Origin of the sequence: Rathayibacter tanaceti, from assembly GCF_009834165.1 — a bacterium.
GTDB classification, from domain to species: domain Bacteria; phylum Actinomycetota; class Actinomycetes; order Actinomycetales; family Microbacteriaceae; genus Rathayibacter; species Rathayibacter tanaceti.
The window spans coordinates 2,546,093-2,559,787 of record NZ_CP047186.1 but is presented as its reverse complement, the minus strand read 5'-3'; the positions used below and the strand labels follow the sequence as shown (position 1 = coordinate 2,559,787).

Sequence of the window (13,695 nt, the reverse complement as noted above, 5' to 3'; positions counted from 1 at the left end):
TATCTACACAAAACCCCCGCAAGTCCTCCTGTCCTCGTGCCGCTCCGTGCGGCGATCGGATGCGGATGCTTGCACCTAAGTCCTGAGGAGGACCCACAGTGGCTAAGGCCAAGTTCGAGCGGACCAAGCCGCACGTCAACATCGGAACCATCGGTCACGTCGACCACGGAAAGACCACGCTCACCGCGGCGATCTCGAAGGTTCTGGCGGACAAGTTCCCGTCCGCGACCAACGTCCAGCGTGACTTCGCGTCGATCGACTCCGCTCCCGAGGAGCGCCAGCGCGGCATCACGATCAACATCTCCCACGTCGAGTACGAGACGCCGAAGCGCCACTACGCGCACGTCGACGCCCCCGGTCACGCTGACTACATCAAGAACATGATCACCGGTGCGGCTCAGATGGACGGCGCGATCCTCGTGGTCGCCGCCACCGACGGCCCGATGGCTCAGACCCGTGAGCACGTCCTCCTCGCCAAGCAGGTCGGCGTCCCCTACCTCCTCGTCGCGCTGAACAAGGCCGACATGGTGGACGACGAGGAGATCCTGGAGCTCGTCGAGCTCGAGGTCCGCGAGCTCCTCTCGTCGCAGGGCTTCCCCGGCGACGACGCGCCCGTCGTTCGTGTCTCCGGCCTCAAGGCGCTCGAGGGCGACGAGACCTGGACGCAGTCGATCGTCGACCTGATGGACGCCGTCGACGAGTCGATCCCGGACCCGGTGCGCGACAAGGACAAGCCGTTCCTCATGCCGATCGAGGACGTCTTCACGATCACCGGTCGTGGAACGGTCGTCACCGGCCGTGCGGAGCGTGGAACCCTGGCTCTGAACTCCGAGGTCGAGATCGTCGGCATCCGCCCGACCCAGAAGACCACGGTCACGGGCATCGAGATGTTCCACAAGCAGCTCGACGAGGCGTGGGCCGGCGAGAACTGCGGTCTGCTCCTCCGCGGTACCAAGCGCGAGGACGTCGAGCGCGGCCAGGTCGTCGTCAAGCCGGGTTCGGTCACGCCGCACACCGACTTCGAGGGCACCGCGTACATCCTGTCGAAGGACGAGGGCGGGCGTCACAACCCGTTCTACGCGAACTACCGTCCGCAGTTCTACTTCCGCACCACCGACGTCACCGGCGTCATCACCCTGCCCGAGGGCACCGAGATGGTCATGCCCGGCGACACCACCGATATGACGGTCGCGCTGATCCAGCCGATCGCCATGGAGGAGGGCCTCGGCTTCGCCATCCGTGAGGGTGGACGCACCGTGGGTGCCGGTACGGTCACCAAGATCATCAAGTAGGTCCGTCCTACCGATCTCTCGAGAGGGGTCGTCCGCTTCGTGCGGACGGCCCCTCTCGTCGTTCCCTGAACCGGCGGGCGGTCGCGGCTAGCGTGGGAGGTATGCCCTTCGTCAAGAGCGATCCCGCTGCCCGCCCGGACTTCTTCGAGTGGGAGGCCGCCGGCCTCGATTGGCTTCGGGAGGCGGTGCCGAGCGGGGGAGCGCGGTGCGTCGACGTGCTCGCTGTGGCACCGGGCAGGATCGAGCTCGAGCACATCCGACCGGTCCGCCCGACGGAGGAGAGCGCCCGGGACTTCGGCCGCGCACTGGCCCGGACCCACAGTGCGGGCGCTGACGCCTTCGGCGCGCCGCCGTCGGGCTGGAGCGGACCGGCCTACATCGGCCGCCGCGGCATGCCCTGCGAGCGCGACGACTCCTGGGGCCGCTTCTTCGCCGAGCAGCGGGTCCGCCCGTTCCTCCCTGCCGCGAGGGATGCCGGCGCGTTGACGGCGGACGAGCTCGGTACGGTCGAGCGTGCGGTCGAGCGCGTCGCGGCGGGCTGCTTCGACGACGACTCCGCGCCCGCCCGGATCCATGGAGACCTGTGGGCCGGCAACGTGCTCTGGTCGGCCGACGGCGTCGTGCTGATCGACCCGGCTGCACACGGCGGGCACCGGGAGACCGACCTGGCGATGCTCGCGCTGTTCGGAGCCCCCGCGCTCGAGGCGATCCTCGACGGCTACCAGCAGGAGCATCCGCTCGCGGAGGGGTGGGAGGAGCGGGTTGCTCTGCACCAGCTGCACCCGCTGGCCGTCCACGCAGCCGGGCACGGCCGCTCCTACGGTCGCGCTCTGGCGGATGCGGCGGCGCGTGTGCTGGCACTGGCGTGCTGAGCGGCGCGCTGTAGCGGGCCGCTGGTGCGGGCGGTCAGACTGAAGCGCGCACCGTTCCCGTGTGCGCTGACACAAGGAGGCATCATCGTGGATCTCGGAAAGCTCGGACAGCAGGCCGGCGAATTCCTCAACAGCGAGAAGGCGCAGGAAGTCCTGCACAGTGAGCAGGCCGAGCAGATCTCGGACCAGGCGCTCGAGAAGGGCGGCGACATCGCCAGCCAGGTCACCAAGGGTCAGTACGACGACCGGATCGAGGACCTGAAGCGCCAGGGCGACTCGAGCATCGGCACCGAGTAGCGGCGGCCGTCCGGCTGCTCCCGTCCGCCGTCAAGCGGGTGCAGCCGCCCGGTTCGCAGTTCTAGGGTCTGATCGATGGCTGATACTCGCGCGCAACGACTTCGCAGAACCGACTCGAGCGGTCGTGGCTTCACCCGGGTCGGCGCCGGTTCGGGCTTCAGTTATCGCGACCCCAGGGGTGCGACGGTCACCGATCAGGACCTGCGCACCCGTTTCGACGGCCTCGGCATCCCGCCCGCCTGGAAGGACGTGTGGATCGCGCCCTACCCCAATGGCCACATCCAGGCCACCGGAGTCGACTCCGCCGGGCGGAGGCAGTACATCTACCATCCGACCTGGCGCGAGCAGAAGGACCGGATCAAGTTCGATCGCGCACTCCGCCTCGCCGAGGCCCTGCCGGGCGCCCGCCGCGCCGTGACCGTCGCTCTGCGTGGCGAGGGGCCGACACGGGAGCGCGCACTCGCCACGGCGTTCCGGATGCTCGACACCGGATCGCTCCGCGTCGGCAGTGAGCGCTATGCGAAGGAGCACGGCAGCATCGGCCTCTCGACGCTGCTGTGCGCGCATGCCACGACCCGAGGCGACCGCGTCGCCCTAGCGTTCCCCGGCAAGAGCCATCAGGCCTGGACGAGCGAGATCCTCGACCACGATCTTTCACGCGTCGTCCGCGCACTCAAGCGCCGCGGCCCGAATGCCCGCCTGCTCGCCTGGAAGGACGGCAGGCAGTGGCGGCCGGTGTCGGCTCCGGACATCAACGACTACGTGCGCGAACGCGCAGGCGACGACTTCACAGCGAAGGACTTCCGCACACTGCACGGAACCGTCGCCGCCGCAGTGAGCCTGGCGAAGGCCGGCCCGCAAGCGACGCAGCGCGCTCGGAACGCCGCGATCGCGCAGGCCATGCGCGACGCCTCCGACGTGCTCGGCAACACCCCGACGGTCGCCCGTGCGAGCTACGTCGATCCGCGGCTGCTCGACCACTTCCGCGCCGGTGAGACGATCGACCCTTCGCGCCCGGCCTCCGCCGAGACCGCCGTCCGGGCTCTTCTTTTCGAGTAGCCGAGGAAGCGCGAGCAGGCGGCCGAGCGCCCGGTCGCGGGCCTCTCCGCTGCAGGCCTCGAGCGCGACACGCCCGGGTTGCAGGGGTGGGCCATCTGTGGGAGACTCTTCTGGTTCACGATTTCTTCTCGAGCAGCGTGCTGCTCCGAGGGGGACACTGCCAGGCAGTGCTGAGACGGCATCGCGGAGGCTCGACCCGAGAGGGCGGCCGCGCCGGTGCGGCGTCGAGGCGGCGGGTAGCAGAACGACAACAACCGACATCTCTACGGGTTCTCCGTGCGTCGTGCGTTCTGCACGCCGATCGGAGCGCCACGGATTCGGTGCTTTTGACAGAAGAACACTGGTTGCACTTTTCCGGGTCACCGGAGTTCCTTCGCGAGCGCGTCCAATGCGAGACGAGGCCCACGGGCCGGTCGCGTACGACGCAATAACAAGAGAGTGAGAGATCACACATGGCGGGACAGAAGATCCGCATCCGACTGAAGTCGTACGACCACGAGGTCATCGACACGTCGGCGCGCAAGATCGTCGACACGGTCACCCGTGCCGGTGCAACGGTCGTCGGCCCCGTGCCGCTGCCGACCGAGAAGAACGTGGTCTGCGTGATCCGTTCGCCCCACAAGTACAAGGACAGCCGCGAGCACTTCGAGATGCGCACTCACAAGCGCCTCATCGACATCATCGACCCGACGCCCAAGGCCGTCGACTCGCTCATGCGTCTCGACCTGCCGGCCGACGTCAACATCGAGATCAAGCTCTAAGGAGGAGTGCCACCATGTCTGTCACTGTTTCCCCCACGCTGAAGACCAGCAAGGGCCTCCTCGGCACCAAGCTCGGAATGACCCAGGTCTGGGACGAGAACAACAAGCTCGTGCCGGTCACCGTCATCGAGATCAGCCCCAACGTCGTGACCCAGGTCCGCACGGAGGAGAAGGACGGCTACACCGCCGTCCAGCTCGCCGCCGGTGCGATCGATCCGCGCAAGGTGAACAAGCCCGCCGCCGGTCACTTCGACGCCGCGGGTGTCACCCCCCGCCGCCACCTCACCGAGGTCCGCACCTCCGACGCGAGCTCGTACTCGGCCGGCCAGGAGCTGACCGTCGACGCCGTCTTCGAGGCCGGCACCAAGGTCGACGTCGTCGGCACCAGCAAGGGCAAGGGCTTCGCCGGTGTCATGAAGCGCCACAACTTCAAGGGCGTCTCGGCCTCGCACGGTTCGCACCGCAACCACCGCAAGCCCGGTTCCATCGGCGCCTCCTCGACCCCCAGCCGCGTGTTCAAGGGCATGCGCATGGCCGGCCGCATGGGTGGCGAGCGCGTCACCGTGCTCAACCTCAAGGTGCACTCCGTCGACGCCGAGAAGGGCCTGCTGCTCGTCAAGGGCGCCGTCCCCGGTGCCCGTGGTCGCCTCGTGTTCGTTCGCAACGCCGTGAAGGGAGCGTAGTTCCATGGCTACCTCTGTCGACATCATCGACGTCAAGGGCGAGAAGGCGGGCTCGATCGAGCTGCCCGCCGAGCTCTTCGACGTTCAGACCAACATCCCCCTGATCCACCAGGTCGTCGTGGCCCAGCTCGCCGCGGCGCGCCAGGGAACCCACAAGACGAAGAACCGCGGTGAGGTCTCCGGAGCCGGTCGTAAGCCCTTCAAGCAGAAGGGAACCGGCCGCGCTCGTCAGGGCTCGATCCGCGCCCCGCACATGACCGGCGGCGGCGTGGTCCATGGACCGACCCCCCGCAGCTACGCGCAGCGCACCCCCAAGAAGATGATCGCCGCGGCTCTGCTCGGCGCCCTCTCGGACCGCGCCCGCGGCGCCCGCATCCACGTGGTCGAGACCCTCGCCCTCGGCGACACCCCGAAGACCAAGGACGTCCTCGTCCTGCTCGAGGCTCTCTCGGTGTCGCGCAACGTCCTCGTCGTGCTCGAGCGCGACGACTACATCGCCGAGCTCTCGCTCCGCAACGTGCCGTTCGTGCACATCCTGCCGGCCGACCAGCTCAACGCGTACGACGTGCTCGTCTCCGACGACATCGTGTTCTCGAAGGGCGCGCTCGACGCGTTCATCGCGGCCAAGTCGGGCGTCGAGTCCAACAAGGAAGAGGTGAACGCATGAGCCAGTCCGCCGCGTTCAACAAGGACCCCCGCGACGTCATCATCTCCCCGGTGGTCTCGGAGAAGTCCTACGGCCTGATCGACGAGGGCAAGTACACCTTCGTGGTCGACCCGCGCTCGAACAAGACCGAGATCAAGCTCGCCATCGAGAAGATCTTCGGCGTCGAGGTCGCGTCGATCAACACGCTGAACCGTCAGGGCAAGACCCGCCGCACGAAGTTCGGCACCGGCAAGCGCAAGGACACCAAGCGCGCGATCGTCACGCTGAAGTCCGGCTCCATCGACATCTTCACGAGCGTCGGCTGAGCCGAAGAAGCGTAGAGGAAACAGACAATGGCTATTCGTAAGTACAAGCCCACGACCCCTGGTCGCCGCGGCTCCAGCGTTGCCGACTTCGCCGAGATCACCCGCTCGACGCCCGAGAAGTCGCTCCTTCGCCCGCTGTCCAAGACCGGCGGCCGCAACAACTCCGGCCGCATCACGACGCGTCACATCGGTGGTGGCCACAAGCGCCAGTACCGGCTGATCGACTTCCGTCGCAACGACAAGGACGGCATCAACGCCAAGGTCGCTCACATCGAGTACGACCCCAACCGGACCGCGCGCATCGCGCTGCTCCACTTCGTGGACGGCACCAAGCGCTACATCCTGGCTCCGAACAAGCTCTCGCAGGGCGACATCGTGGAGTCGGGCGCGGGCGCCGACATCAAGCCCGGCAACAACCTGCCGCTGCGCAACATCCCGACCGGTACGGTCATCCACGCCATCGAGATCAAGCCCGGTGGGGGAGCGAAGCTCGCCCGCTCGGCTGGCGCCTCGGTCCGCCTCGTCGCCAAGGACGGCCCCTACGCGCAGCTCCGCCTGCCGTCGGGCGAGATCCGCAACGTCGACGCGCGCTGCCGAGCCACGATCGGCGAGGTCGGCAACGCCGAGCAGTCGAACATCAACTGGGGCAAGGCCGGCCGCATGCGCTGGAAGGGCGTCCGCCCGACCGTCCGCGGTGTCGCGATGAACCCGGTCGACCACCCGCACGGTGGTGGAGAGGGCAAGACCTCCGGTGGACGCCACCCGGTCAGCCCGTGGGGTCAGTCCGAGGGACGCACCCGTCGCCCCAACAAGGAGAGCGACAAGCTCATCGTTCGCCGCCGCACCGCCGGTAAGAAGCGCAAGTAGGAGTTGTAGAAGATGCCTCGCAGTCTCAAGAAGGGCCCCTTCGTTGACGACCACCTGCTCCGCAAGGTGTTCACAGCCAACGAAGCCGGCAACAAGAACGTCATCAAGACCTGGTCGCGCCGTTCGATGATCATCCCGGCGATGCTGGGTCACACCATCGCGGTCCACGACGGGCGCAAGCACATCCCCGTGTTCGTGACCGAGACCATGGTCGGCCACAAGCTCGGCGAGTTCGCCCCCACTCGGACCTTCCGCGGTCACGAGAAGGACGACAAGAAGGGCCGTCGCCGCTAAGCGGCGACGAGAAGGAGGAGAGAAATGGTGGAGTCGATCGCACGCGTGCGACACATCCGCGTCACCCCCCAGAAGGCTCGCCGTGTCGTGAACCTGATCCGCGGCAAGCAGGCTCAGGAGGCACTGGCCATCCTGAAGTTCGCGCCGCAGGGCGCGTCCGAGCCCGTCTACAAGCTCGTCGCCTCGGCGATGGCGAACGCTCGCGTCAAGGCGGATGCCTCGAACGAGTACCTCGACGACCAGGACCTGTTCGTGTCCCGCGCCTTCGTCGATGAGGGAACCACCCTCAAGCGATTCCAGCCCCGTGCTCAGGGTCGTGCCTTCCGCATCAACAAGCGCACCAGCCACATCACCGTCGTGCTGGCCACTCCTGAGGAGGGGACCAAGTAATGGGTCAGAAAGTAAACCCCTACGGTTTCCGTCTGGGAATCACCACCGACCACGTGTCGCGCTGGTTCTCCGACAGCACCAAGAAGGGCCAGCGGTACAGCGACTACCTCGCAGAGGATGTCAAGATCCGCCGGCTCCTCGCCACGCAGCTCGACCGCGCGGGCGTCGCCCGCATCGAGATCGAGCGCACCCGTGACCGAGTCCGCGTCGACATCCACACCGCCCGCCCGGGCATCGTGATCGGTCGTCGTGGCGCGGAGGCCGAGCGCATCCGCGCCGACCTCGAGAAGCTCACGGGCAAGCAGATCCAGCTCAACATCCTCGAGGTCAAGAACCCCGAGGCCGAGGCGCAGCTGGTCGCTCAGGGCATCGCCGAGCAGCTCTCCGCCCGCGTGGCCTTCCGCCGCGCGATGCGCAAGGGTCTGCAGGGCGCACAGCGTGCAGGCGCGAAGGGTGTGCGCATCCAGGTCTCCGGCCGCCTTGGCGGCGCCGAGATGAGCCGTTCGGAGTTCTACCGCGAGGGCCGCGTGCCGCTGCACACCCTCCGCGCGAACATCGATTACGGCTTCTACGAGGCGAAGACCACCTTCGGCCGCATCGGCGTGAAGGTCTGGATCTACAAGGGCGACATCACCAACAAAGAGCTCGCCCGCGAGCAGGCGAACAGCAAGTCGTCGCGCCCCGAGCGCAGCGACCGTCCGCGCCGTGCGCCCCGCCAGCAGAGCGAAGCGCCCGTCGCAGCAGGAGTTGAGGCATAACCATGTTGATTCCGCGTCGAGTCAAGCACCGCAAGCAGCACCACCCGGGCCGTTCCGGCCAGGCCACCGGTGGCACGAAGGTGTCGTTCGGTGAGTTCGGCATCCAGGCCCTCACCCCCGCCTATGTGACCAACCGTCAGATCGAGTCCGCTCGTATCGCCATGACGCGTCACATCAAGCGCGGCGGGAAGGTGTGGATCAACATCTACCCCGACCGTCCGCTCACCAAGAAGCCCGCCGAGACCCGCATGGGCTCCGGCAAGGGCTCGCCGGAGTGGTGGGTCGCGAACGTCAAGCCGGGTCGCGTCCTCTTCGAGGTCGCCGGCGTCGACGAGCAGCTCGCTCGTGAGGCCATGACCCGTGCCATCCACAAGCTGCCCCTCAAGGCACGCATCATCAAGCGCGAGGAGGGAGACGCGTAATGGCGATCGGATCCAAGGAGCTCGCCCCCGCCGAGCTCGACACCTTCGAGGACGAGCGTCTCGTCACCGAGCTGAAGAAGGCCAAGGAGGAGCTGTTCAACCTCCGCTTCCAGTCGGCCACCGGCCAGCTGGACACCAACGGCCGCCTGAGTGCCGTCAAGCGCGACATCGCCCGCATCTACACGGTCATCCGTGAGCGCGAGCTGGGCATCCGCGCCACCCCCGCACCCGTCGAGGCCCCGGCCAAGACGGAGAAGAAGCCCAAGACCAAGAAGGCCGCCAAGGCCGAGGTTGAGGCGACCGAGTCGAACGAGGAGGCCAAGTAATGGCAACCGTCAATGACACCGCCGGCCACGAGTCGGCCGCCCACGACGTCAAGCAGGAGGGCGCTCGCGGCTACCGCAAGACTCGCCGCGGCTACGTCACCAGCGACAAGATGGACAAGACCATCACCGTCGAGGTCGAGGACCGCGTCAAGCATCCCCTCTACGGGAAGGTCATCCGCCGCACCTCGAAGGTCAAGGTTCACGACGAGCTGAACACCGCCGGCGTCGGCGACCTGGTCGTCATCAGCGAGACCCGTCCCCTCAGCGCCTCCAAGCGCTGGCGCCTGGTCGAGATCCTCGAGAAGGCCAAGTAGGCCGCGGCCTACTTGAGTTAGCAGGAGAGACACATGCTTCAGCAAGAATCCCGAGTGAAGGTCGCCGACAACACCGGCGCCAAGGAACTCCTCACGATCCGCGTCCTCGGAGGCTCCGGCCGCCGTTACGCCGGTCTCGGTGACATCATCGTCGCCACCGTCAAGGACGCGATCCCCGGTGGCAATGTGAAGAAGGGCGACGTCGTCAAGGCGGTCATCGTCCGCACCGTCAAGCAGACCCGTCGTCCCGACGGCTCGTACATCAAGTTCGACGAGAACGCCGCCGTCATCCTCAAGAACGACGGGGACCCGCGTGGCACCCGTATCTTCGGACCGGTCGGTCGCGAGCTCCGCGACAAGAAGTTCATGAAGATCGTCTCGCTGGCACCGGAGGTTATCTAGTCATGGCCAAGATCAAGAAGGGTGACCTCGTCCAGGTCATCTCAGGAGCGACCCAGGCTCGCGGCGGAGACCGCGGCAAGCAGGGCAAGGTCCTCGAGGTGCTGGTCGAGCGCAACCGCGTCGTCGTCGAGGGCGTGAACTTCGTCAAGAAGCACACGCGCGTCGGCCAGTCGCAGCGCGGCTCGAAGGAGGGCGGCATCGAGACCGTCGAGGCGTCGATCCACATCTCGAACGTCGCGCTCGTCGACCCGAAGACCAAGAAGCCGACCAGGGTCGGCCACCGCAACGTGGCCGTCACCAAGGACGGCGTGACCAAGACCGTTCGCGTGCGCTACGCGAAGGCGTCGGGTGAGGAACTGTAATGACTGACACCACCGCAGTGGCTGCGAAGGTTCAGCCGCGGCTCAAGGCCAAGTACCAGGCTGACATCATCCCCGCTCTCAAGGAGCAGTTCGGCTTCGGCAACGTCCACCAGGTCCCCGGCCTGGTCAAGGTCGTCGTGAACACGGGCGTCGGCGAGGCTGCCCGCGACGGCAAGATCATCGACGGCGCGGTCAAGGACCTCACCGCGATCACCGGCCAGAAGCCGCAGGTCACGAAGGCCCGCAAGTCCATCGCGCAGTTCAAGCTGCGCGAGGGTCAGGCCATCGGCGCGCACGTCACCCTCCGGGGCGACCGCGCGTGGGAGTTCCTGGACCGCCTGCTCTCCGTGGCTCTGCCGCGCATTCGCGACTTCCGCGGTCTGTCGGACCGCCAGTTCGACGGCAATGGCAACTACACCTTCGGTATCACGGAGCAGTCGATCTTCCACGAGATCGACCAGGACCGCATCGACCGCGTCCGCGGCTTCGACGTGACCGTTGTGACCACCGCGAAGACCGACGACGAGGGGCGCGCGCTGCTCAAGCAGCTCGGCTTCCCGTTCAAGTCGTCGGACAACGCGTAAGCACAAGCCTCGAGGCCGGGGGACGGTGAGAACCGTCCTCCGGCCTCGTCGTACGTCCGCCGCCGAGCCGGGAACGCCCGGATCGGCCGATGACGTGCGGCGCCCGCCGCGATCCCCTGGCCGAGGCGGGTGCGATCGGCCCTCGACCGCAGACCATCGGCCATGTACCATGGCTCGTTGGCCTGCGTTCGCGCGGCCACACGGGCGCCGACGTCGTCGGCGCCGTCCCGCACCACAGGTCGTCACCCTTGTAAAGGGTGCCGAAACCAGGCGAGAAAGGCACCATCAGCCATGACCATGACTGATCCGGTCGCAGATCTGCTGACCAGAATCCGTAACGCGAACTCCGCGCACCACGACTCCATCACGCTCCCGGGCTCGAAGCTCAAGGCGAACATCGCCGAGATCCTCAAGACCGAGGGCTACATCGCCGACTGGAAGGTCGAGGAGGCGCGCGTCGGCACGACGCTCTCCATCTCCCTCAAGTACGGCCCGAACCGCGAGCGGTCGATCGCCGGCATCAAGCGCGTCTCGAAGCCCGGCCTCCGCGTCTACGCGAAGTCGGCCGAGATCCCCACCGTGCTCGGCGGCCTCGGCGTCGCGATCCTGTCCACCTCGAGCGGTCTGCTGACCGACCGCCAGGCCGAGAAGAAGGGCGTGGGTGGGGAAGTCCTCGCCTACGTGTGGTAACCCCTCATGTCGCGTATTGGAAGACTCCCCATCGAGATCCCGGCGGGCGTCGACGTCTCCGTCGCCGGATCCGCTGTGACCGTCAAGGGCCCGAAGGGTGAGCTGACCGTGCCGGTCGCCAGCCCCATCCAGGTCTCCGTCGAGAACGGCCAGGTGTTGGTCTCGCGTCCCGACGACGAGCGCGAGTCGCGCTCGCTCCACGGCCTCACCCGCACGCTCATCGCGAACGACATCGTCGGTGTCACGCAGGGCTACTCCAAGGGCCTCGAGGTCGTCGGAACCGGTTACCGCGTGCTGGCGAAGGGCTCGGACATCGAGTTCGCGCTCGGCTTCTCGCACCCGGTCGTCGTCACCCCGCCCGCGGGCATCTCGTTCACGGTCGAGGGCAACAACAAGCTCACCGTGCACGGCATCTCGAAGCAGGCCGTCGGTGAGGTGGCCGCCAACATTCGTAAGATCCGCAAGCCCGAGCCCTACAAGGGCAAGGGAGTGCGCTACGCCGGCGAGGTCGTTCGCCGCAAGGCCGGAAAGAGCGGTAAGTGATCATGGGACTCGGAACCAGAGGAAAGAGCAAGTCCGCTGCGCGCGGTCGTCGTCACGACCGTCTGCGCAAGAAGGTCGTCGGATCCGCCGAGCGCCCCCGCCTCGTCGTCAACCGCTCGGCTCGCCACGTCTTCGTGCAGATCGTCGACGACGCGCAGGGCCGTACCCTCGCGTCGGCGTCGACCCTCGAGGCCGACCTGCGCGTGTTCGACGGTGACAAGACCGCTAAGGCCCGCAAGGTCGGCGAGCTCGTCGCCGAGCGCGCCAAGAACGCCGGTGTCGAGGCGGTCGTCTTCGACCGCGGAGGCAACAAGTACGCCGGTCGCGTCGCCGCGATCGCCGATGGAGCACGAGAGGCAGGGCTCAACCTGTGAGCGCCGCAGAGAACAAGGAACCCGAGGTCGCCGCTGTGTCGGAGGCCCCCGTCGAGACCGCTGCATCCACGCAGCCGCAGCAGGAGGCTCGCGAGCCTCGCCGCGGCGGGCGCGACCGCAACCAGGGTGGCCGCGACCGCGGTGGCCGTGACGCCGAGAAGAGCCAGTTCCTCGAGCGCGTCGTGACCATCAACCGTGTGTCGAAGGTCGTCAAGGGCGGTCGTCGCTTCAGCTTCACCGCGCTCGTGGTCGTCGGAGACGGCAACGGACTGGTCGGCGTCGGCTACGGCAAGGCCCGCGAGGTCCCGACCGCTATCTCCAAGGGTGTCGAGGAGGCGAAGAAGAACTTCTTCCGCGTCCCCCGCGTCGCCTCGACCATCCCGCACCCGGTTCAGGGTGAGGCCGCCGCCGGTGTCGTGCTCCTGCGCCCCGCCGCAGCGGGTACCGGCGTCATCGCCGGTGGCCCGGTCCGTGCGGTCCTCGAGTGCGCAGGCATCCACGACGTGCTGAGCAAGTCGCTCGGCTCGTCGAACACCATCAACATCGTCCACGCGACCGTCGAGGCTCTCCAGCAGCTCGAAGAGCCGCGCGCCGTCGCCGCTCGTCGTGGTCTCGACTTCGACCAGGTCGCTCCGGCCCGCCTCGTCCGCGCCGAGGCCGACGCCCTCGCCGCCGCGTCCAACGCGAAGGCAGGTGCCTGATGGCCCAGCTCAAGGTGACCCAGATCAAGTCGAAGGTCAGCGAGAAGCAGTACCAGCGCGACACGCTGCGCTCGCTCGGCCTGAGGAAGATCGGTCAGAGCGTGGTCCGCGAGGACAACGCCCAGAACCGCGGATACGTGAAGACCGTCGCCCACCTGGTGAAGGTCGAGGAGATTGACTAATGGCTGAGACGAAGAAGGCTGCCGCTGCGGAGTCCACGACTCCGGCGAAGGCGACCACCACGAAGGGCGCGGCGGCGCCGGCGACCAAGGAGCACGTGCTCAAGGTCCACCACCTCCGCCCCGCTGCCGGCGCCAAGAAGGCCAAGACCCGCGTGGGTCGCGGTGAGGGCTCGAAGGGCAAGACCGCCGGTCGCGGTACCAAGGGCACGAAGGCCCGCTACCAGGTGCGTGTCGGCTTCGAGGGTGGGCAGATGCCTTTGCACATGCGCACCCCGAAGCTCCGCGGCTTCAAGAACCCGTTCCGGGTCGAGTACCAGGTCGTGAACCTGTCCGCTCTCGCGGAGCTCTACCCCCAGGGCGGCGACGTCACCATCGGCGACCTGGTCGCCAAGGGGGCTGTCCGCAAGAACGAGAAGGTCAAAGTCCTCGGGGACGGCGACATTGCGGTTAAGCTGAACGTCGCGGTCGACAAGGTCTCCAGCTCCGCGGAGCAGAAGATCGTCGCTGCGGGCGGATCCATCAAGTAGCACCAGCAGCTTGTCGGTCGAGC

The 13,695-nt window shown here is 67.4% G+C and carries 24 protein-coding genes; all 24 read left to right on the top strand.

Features of this window, described 5'->3' with window-relative positions:
* Nucleotides 1–98 precede the first annotated feature (98 nt).
* The 24 genes from tuf (at nt 99) to rplO (ending at nt 13,672) form a co-directional block, all read left to right on the top strand.
* The gene (tuf, locus tag GSU10_RS12075; RefSeq protein WP_068209460.1) at nt 99–1,292 is read left to right on the top strand and encodes an elongation factor Tu; all 1,194 of its coding nucleotides are present in this window, start codon (nt 99–101) and stop codon (nt 1,290–1,292) included.
* Nucleotides 1,293–1,393: 101 nt separating this feature from the next.
* Entirely contained in the window at nt 1,394–2,164 is a 771-nt protein-coding gene (locus GSU10_RS12070) for a fructosamine kinase family protein (protein WP_068209457.1), read from the top strand.
* Nucleotides 2,165–2,251: 87 nt separating this feature from the next.
* Entirely contained in the window at nt 2,252–2,461 is a 210-nt protein-coding gene (locus tag GSU10_RS12065) for an Rv0909 family putative TA system antitoxin (protein ID WP_082845040.1), read from the top strand.
* A gap of 75 nt (nt 2,462–2,536) precedes the next feature.
* Complete coding sequence (locus GSU10_RS12060) at nt 2,537–3,520, top strand: DNA topoisomerase IB (protein ID WP_068209453.1); 984 nt, start codon at nt 2,537–2,539, stop codon at nt 3,518–3,520.
* Between the two features lie 452 nt (nt 3,521–3,972).
* Complete coding sequence (gene rpsJ, locus GSU10_RS12055; RefSeq protein ID WP_005050520.1) at nt 3,973–4,281, top strand: 30S ribosomal protein S10; 309 nt, start codon at nt 3,973–3,975, stop codon at nt 4,279–4,281.
* A gap of 14 nt (nt 4,282–4,295) precedes the next feature.
* Nucleotides 4,296–4,964 carry a 50S ribosomal protein L3 gene (rplC, locus tag GSU10_RS12050; protein ID WP_068209450.1) on the top strand — a complete coding sequence of 223 codons (669 nt, stop codon included), beginning with the start codon at nt 4,296–4,298 and terminating at the stop codon, nt 4,962–4,964.
* Nucleotides 4,965–4,968: 4 nt separating this feature from the next.
* Nucleotides 4,969–5,631, top strand: coding sequence for a 50S ribosomal protein L4 (gene rplD / locus GSU10_RS12045; protein ID WP_068209447.1), 663 nt, complete (start codon nt 4,969–4,971; stop codon nt 5,629–5,631).
* On the top strand, nt 5,628–5,936 hold the full coding sequence (gene rplW, locus GSU10_RS12040; RefSeq protein ID WP_068209445.1) for a 50S ribosomal protein L23: 309 nt from the start codon (nt 5,628–5,630) through the stop codon (nt 5,934–5,936). The genes rplD and rplW overlap by 4 nt, the downstream gene beginning before the upstream one ends.
* Nucleotides 5,937–5,963: 27 nt before the next feature.
* Nucleotides 5,964–6,803, top strand: a complete 840-nt coding sequence (gene rplB / locus GSU10_RS12035; RefSeq protein ID WP_068209442.1) for a 50S ribosomal protein L2 — start codon at nt 5,964–5,966, stop codon at nt 6,801–6,803.
* 12 nt (nt 6,804–6,815) lie between these two features.
* Complete coding sequence (rpsS, locus tag GSU10_RS12030; RefSeq protein WP_055787078.1) at nt 6,816–7,097, top strand: 30S ribosomal protein S19; 282 nt, start codon at nt 6,816–6,818, stop codon at nt 7,095–7,097.
* 24 nt (nt 7,098–7,121) lie between these two features.
* The gene (gene rplV, locus GSU10_RS12025) at nt 7,122–7,487 is read left to right on the top strand and encodes a 50S ribosomal protein L22 (RefSeq protein ID WP_082480979.1); all 366 of its coding nucleotides are present in this window, start codon (nt 7,122–7,124) and stop codon (nt 7,485–7,487) included.
* The gene (gene rpsC / locus GSU10_RS12020; protein WP_068209439.1) at nt 7,487–8,245 is read left to right on the top strand and encodes a 30S ribosomal protein S3; all 759 of its coding nucleotides are present in this window, start codon (nt 7,487–7,489) and stop codon (nt 8,243–8,245) included. The genes rplV and rpsC overlap by 1 nt, the downstream gene beginning before the upstream one ends.
* A gap of 2 nt (nt 8,246–8,247) precedes the next feature.
* On the top strand, nt 8,248–8,667 hold the full coding sequence (gene rplP, locus GSU10_RS12015; RefSeq protein ID WP_068209436.1) for a 50S ribosomal protein L16: 420 nt from the start codon (nt 8,248–8,250) through the stop codon (nt 8,665–8,667).
* Nucleotides 8,667–8,993 carry a 50S ribosomal protein L29 gene (rpmC, locus tag GSU10_RS12010; RefSeq protein ID WP_068209433.1) on the top strand — a complete coding sequence of 109 codons (327 nt, stop codon included), beginning with the start codon at nt 8,667–8,669 and terminating at the stop codon, nt 8,991–8,993. Before rplP ends, rpmC begins: the two co-directional genes overlap by 1 nt.
* Entirely contained in the window at nt 8,993–9,307 is a 315-nt protein-coding gene (gene rpsQ / locus GSU10_RS12005) for a 30S ribosomal protein S17 (RefSeq protein ID WP_068209431.1), read from the top strand. The genes rpmC and rpsQ overlap by 1 nt, the downstream gene beginning before the upstream one ends.
* Nucleotides 9,308–9,340: 33 nt before the next feature.
* Nucleotides 9,341–9,709, top strand: coding sequence for a 50S ribosomal protein L14 (rplN, locus tag GSU10_RS12000; protein ID WP_055787095.1), 369 nt, complete (start codon nt 9,341–9,343; stop codon nt 9,707–9,709).
* Between the two features lie 2 nt (nt 9,710–9,711).
* Nucleotides 9,712–10,071 carry a 50S ribosomal protein L24 gene (rplX, locus tag GSU10_RS11995; RefSeq protein ID WP_068209428.1) on the top strand — a complete coding sequence of 120 codons (360 nt, stop codon included), beginning with the start codon at nt 9,712–9,714 and terminating at the stop codon, nt 10,069–10,071.
* On the top strand, nt 10,071–10,655 hold the full coding sequence (rplE, locus tag GSU10_RS11990; protein ID WP_068209425.1) for a 50S ribosomal protein L5: 585 nt from the start codon (nt 10,071–10,073) through the stop codon (nt 10,653–10,655). Before rplX ends, rplE begins: the two co-directional genes overlap by 1 nt.
* A gap of 291 nt (nt 10,656–10,946) precedes the next feature.
* Nucleotides 10,947–11,345, top strand: coding sequence for a 30S ribosomal protein S8 (rpsH, locus tag GSU10_RS11985; protein WP_068209423.1), 399 nt, complete (start codon nt 10,947–10,949; stop codon nt 11,343–11,345).
* Between the two features lie 6 nt (nt 11,346–11,351).
* Nucleotides 11,352–11,888, top strand: a complete 537-nt coding sequence (gene rplF, locus GSU10_RS11980; protein ID WP_068209419.1) for a 50S ribosomal protein L6 — start codon at nt 11,352–11,354, stop codon at nt 11,886–11,888.
* A gap of 2 nt (nt 11,889–11,890) precedes the next feature.
* Complete coding sequence (rplR, locus tag GSU10_RS11975; protein WP_055787114.1) at nt 11,891–12,262, top strand: 50S ribosomal protein L18; 372 nt, start codon at nt 11,891–11,893, stop codon at nt 12,260–12,262.
* Entirely contained in the window at nt 12,259–12,963 is a 705-nt protein-coding gene (gene rpsE / locus GSU10_RS11970) for a 30S ribosomal protein S5 (protein ID WP_068209415.1), read from the top strand. The genes rplR and rpsE overlap by 4 nt, the downstream gene beginning before the upstream one ends.
* Nucleotides 12,963–13,145 carry a 50S ribosomal protein L30 gene (gene rpmD / locus GSU10_RS11965; protein ID WP_181024623.1) on the top strand — a complete coding sequence of 61 codons (183 nt, stop codon included), beginning with the start codon at nt 12,963–12,965 and terminating at the stop codon, nt 13,143–13,145. The genes rpsE and rpmD overlap by 1 nt, the downstream gene beginning before the upstream one ends.
* Nucleotides 13,145–13,672, top strand: a complete 528-nt coding sequence (gene rplO / locus GSU10_RS11960) for a 50S ribosomal protein L15 (RefSeq protein ID WP_082845039.1) — start codon at nt 13,145–13,147, stop codon at nt 13,670–13,672. Before rpmD ends, rplO begins: the two co-directional genes overlap by 1 nt.
* Nucleotides 13,673–13,695 lie beyond the last annotated feature (23 nt).

Coding starts and splice junctions, on each gene's coding strand:
- rpsC (WP_068209439.1), top strand. CDS start 7,487: ATGGGTCAGAAAGTAAACCCCTACGGTTTCCGTCTGGGAATCACCACC.
- rpsQ (WP_068209431.1), top strand. CDS start 8,993: ATGGCAACCGTCAATGACACCGCCGGCCACGAGTCGGCCGCCCACGAC.
- rplB (WP_068209442.1), top strand. CDS start 5,964: ATGGCTATTCGTAAGTACAAGCCCACGACCCCTGGTCGCCGCGGCTCC.
- rpsS (WP_055787078.1), top strand. CDS start 6,816: ATGCCTCGCAGTCTCAAGAAGGGCCCCTTCGTTGACGACCACCTGCTC.
- rpmC (WP_068209433.1), top strand. CDS start 8,667: ATGGCGATCGGATCCAAGGAGCTCGCCCCCGCCGAGCTCGACACCTTC.
- rplV (WP_082480979.1), top strand. CDS start 7,122: ATGGTGGAGTCGATCGCACGCGTGCGACACATCCGCGTCACCCCCCAG.
- rplW (WP_068209445.1), top strand. CDS start 5,628: ATGAGCCAGTCCGCCGCGTTCAACAAGGACCCCCGCGACGTCATCATC.
- rplE (WP_068209425.1), top strand. CDS start 10,071: ATGACTGACACCACCGCAGTGGCTGCGAAGGTTCAGCCGCGGCTCAAG.
- rplC (WP_068209450.1), top strand. CDS start 4,296: ATGTCTGTCACTGTTTCCCCCACGCTGAAGACCAGCAAGGGCCTCCTC.
- rplF (WP_068209419.1), top strand. CDS start 11,352: ATGTCGCGTATTGGAAGACTCCCCATCGAGATCCCGGCGGGCGTCGAC.
- rpsJ (WP_005050520.1), top strand. CDS start 3,973: ATGGCGGGACAGAAGATCCGCATCCGACTGAAGTCGTACGACCACGAG.
- rplR (WP_055787114.1), top strand. CDS start 11,891: ATGGGACTCGGAACCAGAGGAAAGAGCAAGTCCGCTGCGCGCGGTCGT.
- rplX (WP_068209428.1), top strand. CDS start 9,712: ATGGCCAAGATCAAGAAGGGTGACCTCGTCCAGGTCATCTCAGGAGCG.
- rplP (WP_068209436.1), top strand. CDS start 8,248: ATGTTGATTCCGCGTCGAGTCAAGCACCGCAAGCAGCACCACCCGGGC.
- rplO (WP_082845039.1), top strand. CDS start 13,145: ATGGCTGAGACGAAGAAGGCTGCCGCTGCGGAGTCCACGACTCCGGCG.
- rplD (WP_068209447.1), top strand. CDS start 4,969: ATGGCTACCTCTGTCGACATCATCGACGTCAAGGGCGAGAAGGCGGGC.
- rpmD (WP_181024623.1), top strand. CDS start 12,963: ATGGCCCAGCTCAAGGTGACCCAGATCAAGTCGAAGGTCAGCGAGAAG.
- GSU10_RS12070 (WP_068209457.1), top strand. CDS start 1,394: ATGCCCTTCGTCAAGAGCGATCCCGCTGCCCGCCCGGACTTCTTCGAG.
- rplN (WP_055787095.1), top strand. CDS start 9,341: ATGCTTCAGCAAGAATCCCGAGTGAAGGTCGCCGACAACACCGGCGCC.
- rpsH (WP_068209423.1), top strand. CDS start 10,947: ATGACCATGACTGATCCGGTCGCAGATCTGCTGACCAGAATCCGTAAC.
- GSU10_RS12060 (WP_068209453.1), top strand. CDS start 2,537: ATGGCTGATACTCGCGCGCAACGACTTCGCAGAACCGACTCGAGCGGT.